The organism is Desulfovibrio sp. 1188_IL3213, from assembly GCF_036763145.1.
Lineage (GTDB): Bacteria > Desulfobacterota > Desulfovibrionia > Desulfovibrionales > Desulfovibrionaceae > Desulfovibrio.
The window spans coordinates 1-4,394 of the sequence record NZ_JBAIYR010000188.1 but is presented as its reverse complement, the minus strand read 5'-3'; the positions used below and the strand labels follow the sequence as shown (position 1 = coordinate 4,394).

Here is a 4,394-nt window from a genome sequence, read left to right as displayed (position 1 = left end):
GTGCCGCAGCCACAGCCGCACCAGTGGCTCATGCTTGTGCAGATGGCTTTCGGATCGCTGCTGGTCTATGCGGTTACAGAGACGGCGCACTGCCTTGGGGCGGGCTGGAGCGGCATTCTCATGTTTTTCCCTGTCATGATCTGTGCGATGGTTCCTTTCATTCATGCCACCCAGGGCCCCTGGACCGTGGTGCGGGTGTATCGCGGGCTTATGGCGGGCTGGTTCGGCTGCATCGCGTTTTTCGCCATTGTCATGCCCCTTGTGGAAATTACGCCCCTATGGCTCTGTTACGCTCTGGCCGTGGGTGCGGCGCTGGGGACCAGCGCCGTAGTGAGCGCTGTGCAAAGACGGAGAGCCGGAGGAGCGGCGTCCTGACGGCCGGTTGATGGGTGCGCGCGCCCATTGTTGGGGTGCTACAGGGCTGAAATGCTTGCAGGGATCGGAGGGCAAGGTTTTGTGGTGAAAGCGCAGGCGGGGTTTACTCGCCGCAAGCGTCGGTTGTATGAAATTCAAGAAGATATGTTTGCAAGGCGAACCGGGCTCCAGGAAGTGATGTTTGAAATTCGCTCCCTGTTTTCATTTGGTCCGCCTTCGCGGCGGGCGGCAAGGCGGGGCCGGTTATGGGGCTTCGCCCCCTTCTCGGACCCCCTTGCATCCCCCCCGAAGCACCCCCTTCAGGTTTTCAATTATCGTGCGTTTGCGAGGGCTGCGCGTCTTTTGCTTCGGGAGCTTCCCTCCCTCCGGTCGGGTGATCTCCCTGCGCGCCGCGCAATGCCATCAACGAAATGCTTTTTTTGCTGGCCCGAGCTGATGGACTGCGAAAATTTATTGTCCCTGCGTTGCGTCACGCTGGATTGCGTTACCCTGTAGTGCATGGCCTTTCGGTGCAGGGGCAAGGACGGCTTCAAGGGCCTCCGCGGCGGTTTTTTATGCTGTCGGGCGTGTCTTGGAGCAAGTTCTCCTTGAAACTGCCCTTGCGGCTGCGTAGCGCGGTTTATCTGTGCGGTAGACGTGGAAGCGGGCGTCCCGGAAGCAATGGGAATGGATATTCTCAGTGCGAAAATGCTCTACGTTTTGAAAAGGTATATATTCAAAGCTGATCTGCCCTGAAAAATAAAAGGCGCGCACCGTGGTGCGCGCCTTCTGCGTGTTTCAGGGGTATCCGGCAGGGATTAGAGCAATTTCACTTTGAAATTGCTCTGGCGGCTGCGTGAGCAGTCGCCCGCCGCAAAGATGCAAGCGCAATTTACTTGCGCGGTTAAGCATCGAAGCGAGCGTGACTTAAACTTTGAGAATGTACATTCTCAAAGTTAATCTGCTCTAGCCGAAGAACGCCTTGAGGTCGTCCTGCGGGGTGGTGATGCCGCCAATCTTGAACTGTTCCACCAGCACCTTGGCTACGTTGGGCGAAAGGAAGGCAGGCAGCGTCGGTCCGAGGTGGATGTTTTTCACGCCGAGGCTCAGCAGGGCCAGAAGCACGATAACTGCCTTCTGCTCATACCAGGCGATATTGTACACAATGGGCAGGTCGTTGACGTCCTCAAGGCCGAAAACTTCCTTGAGTTTGAGGGCGATGACCGCCAGGGAATAGGAGTCGTTGCACTGCCCGGCGTCCAGCACGCGCGGGATGCCGCCGATGTCGCCCAGGTTGAGCTTGTTGTAACGGTACTTGGCGCAACCGGCGGTAAGAATGACCGTGTCCTTGGGCAGCCCTTCGGCAAAATCGGTGTAGTAGGTGCGGGACTTGGCGCGACCGTCGCAGCCGGCCATGACCACAAACTTTTTGATGGCGCCGGACTTCACCGCGTCCACAACCTTGTCGGCCAGGGCCAGCACCTGATTGTGCGCGAAGCCGCCGATGATTTCGCCGGATTCGATTTCCGTCGGCGCGGGACAGGTTTTGGCATGGGCGATGATGGCGCTGAAGTCCTTGTGCTCGCCGATTTCACCGGGGATATGCTTGCAGCCCGTAAAGCCCACGATGCCGGTGGTGTACACGCGGTCCTTGTAGCTGTCTTTGGGCGGCACAAGGCAGTTGGTGGTCAGCAGCACGGGGCCGTTAAAGCTTTCAAATTCTTCTTTCTGCTTCCACCAGGCATTGCCGTAGTTGCCCTTGAAATGCGCATATTTCTTGAAGGCGGGGTAGTAATGGGCGGGCAGCATTTCAGAGTGGGTGTACACGTCAACGCCCGTGCCTTCGGTCTGCTTGAGCAGCATTTCAAGGTCGCGCAGGTCATGCCCGGAAATGAGGATGCCGGGGTTGCTGCCCACGCCGATGTTTACCTTGGTGATTTCGGGGTGACCATACGTGCCGGTATTGGCCGCGTCCAGCAGGGCCATGGCCGAGACGCCGAACTTGCCCGTTTCAAGGGTAAGGGCCACAAGGTCGGCCACGCTCAGGCTGTCGTCCAGGGTCTTGGCAAGGGCTTCCTGCATGAAGGCGTCAAGGCTGCTTTCATGCTTGCCGAGCACGTCCGCATGCTTGGCGTAGGCCGCCATGCCCTTGAGGCCAAAGGTGATGAGCCAGCGCAGGGAGCGCACATCATCGTCGGTGGTCGCCATGACGCCCACGGTTCCGGCCTTGGCCAGCATGGCGGACTTTTCCGTGGCTTCCCACAGGGCGGCGTCGCTGAGACCGCTTTTGTCGGTAAGGGACGCGGCCAGTTCTTTTTTGGCGGCACAGGTCATGCGCACGCGCTCGGTGAGGATGTCGTCGTCAAAGTTGGCATTGGTGATGGTGGCAAACAGGTTGCCGGCAACCAGACGGTCGATCCTGTGGTCAACAGCCTTGCCTTCGGCGCGCAGGCGCGTGGCGATCTGGCCGAGGCCCTTGGTCACATAGATCAGCGCGTCCTGAAGGGCGGCAGTTTCAGGCTTTTTGCCGCACACGCCAACCTGGGTGCAGCCTTTGTTGCCCACGGTTTCCTGGCACTGGTAGCAGAACATGGCATTACTCATGGTTTCTTGTCCTTGTATGGCTCCGTTGCGGCGGAGGCTTGGGTGAAGCCCGCAGCGGGCGGGCATCGTGGATGAAAACTGTTTGCGCGGGCGGAAATCTTCAGGTCCGCATTGCGCCGATGTGGCAGGCTCAGCGTGCTTCCGGCGGAAAAACGACAACCAGCAATATTTTTAAGCGTTCCACAGCATTGATGGAATGGGGCTGCCCGGCGGGCATGATGATGGAATCCCCGGGTTTGAGAGGAACCGGCTGCCCGCTTATGGTCACCTGTCCCTGTCCCTCAAGGGCCAGAACAAAGGCATCGCCTGCGGAGGTGTGCGTATTGATCTCTTGGCCCTTGTCAAAGGCGAAAAGGGTTATGCTCACGGCATTGCTCTGAACAAGCGTCTTGCTGGTCACCTGCCCCGGCTGGCAGTATACCTGCGCGGCCAGGGGCAGCGCGGCGGCGTACTCGAGATTCTTGAGCAGGCGTTGCATGGTTCCCTCCTTGCTTTTGATGTTTCCTGTATACCAAGGGGGGGAGTCGGCGTCCGTAACAATTGTTACGGAACAGAATAATCGTAAAATTCTTTCAGGCGGTCGGGATGAGGCAGGGTGATATGTTTTCCGTTGATGTTCAGCAGCCCTTCATCGCGCATGGCTGCCAGCTCACGGGAAAGCGAGGGCCGTGTGACGCCCAGAAAGTCGGCCATCTGTTCACGGTTCATAAGCAGATTCAGTGAACCGTCGGGCTTACGGTGCTCAAGCAGCAAAGAGGCGATCTTGCGGCGCAGGCTGCCGGATGAAAGCAGCGATACGCGGCGTGTGAGAAAAAAAGCCTTGCGGGCAAATACTGAAAGCATGTTGCGTATGATCTGCGCATGCATGCTGCAGCGCTTTTCGCAGGTAGAATAGAAAAATTTTGCGGGTATGGCCAGCACGCGTACGGGGCTTTCTGCCTGCACGCTGCAGCCGTAACTGGACTGGTCAAGAAAAACATATACTTCGCCAAACAGATCGCCAGGATGGTCAATGCGCGCCATGATGGCTCGCCTGCCGTCGGCGCTGTCACGTCCGACGGAAACAGATCCTTCCAGCAGGACAAAGAGCCGGGTGGGGGCGTCTGTTTCGCAAAAAACCATGCTCCCCTTGCCGTATTTTTCTTCCACCGCGCCGCTGCACCCCAGGCAAAGCCTTGCTTCATCCGCGCTCATGTGGGCGAAAAGATCGCAGTTTTTCAGGGCCTGATCCATGCGTTTTTCCGGCGTCAGAGGTGGAGAAGCCGCCGGAACATGCGCCGGGCGGCAGGGCCGTCCCGAACACTATACATAAAAACGGCAGCAATGCCCATAGGGAGCAGTTGACTGAACAGGGCAGCTTTGCGCAGGCCCACGGATTGTGCGCCCCGGCTGCGGCGCCTGCCTGCGAGGGCGGCGACTGCTCTGCGGTCTTGAGC

Annotated in this window: 3 protein-coding genes and 1 pseudogene; 1 reads left to right on the top strand and 3 read right to left on the bottom strand. The window is 58.6% G+C overall.

What is annotated here, in order from left to right; all coding sequences use genetic code 11:
- Positions 1–375 (top strand): annotated as a pseudogene (locus V6C16_RS08495) (hypothetical protein); the annotation flags it as partial.
- Between the two features lie 945 nt (positions 376–1,320).
- Here V6C16_RS08495 and hcp read toward each other — a convergent pair.
- From hcp to V6C16_RS08480, 3 genes are all read right to left on the bottom strand, one after another.
- Positions 1,321–2,946: a hydroxylamine reductase gene (hcp, locus tag V6C16_RS08490; RefSeq protein WP_333534850.1), complete on the bottom strand. Its 1,626-nt coding sequence runs from the start codon at positions 2,944–2,946 to the stop codon at positions 1,321–1,323.
- Positions 2,947–3,088: 142 nt separating this feature from the next.
- Positions 3,089–3,436 carry a cupin domain-containing protein gene (locus tag V6C16_RS08485; RefSeq protein ID WP_333534847.1) on the bottom strand — a complete coding sequence of 116 codons (348 nt, stop codon included), beginning with the start codon at positions 3,434–3,436 and terminating at the stop codon, positions 3,089–3,091.
- A 65-nt stretch (positions 3,437–3,501) separates the two neighbouring features.
- Positions 3,502–4,191 (bottom strand): Crp/Fnr family transcriptional regulator, encoded by a 690-nt coding sequence (locus tag V6C16_RS08480; RefSeq protein ID WP_333534848.1) that lies wholly within the window; start codon positions 4,189–4,191, stop codon positions 3,502–3,504.
- Positions 4,192–4,394: the final 203 nt, after the last annotated feature.

Coding starts and splice junctions, on each gene's coding strand:
- hcp (WP_333534850.1), bottom strand. CDS start 2,946: ATGTTCTGCTACCAGTGCCAGGAAACCGTGGGCAACAAAGGCTGCACC.
- V6C16_RS08485 (WP_333534847.1), bottom strand. CDS start 3,436: ATGCAACGCCTGCTCAAGAATCTCGAGTACGCCGCCGCGCTGCCCCTG.
- V6C16_RS08480 (WP_333534848.1), bottom strand. CDS start 4,191: ATGGATCAGGCCCTGAAAAACTGCGATCTTTTCGCCCACATGAGCGCG.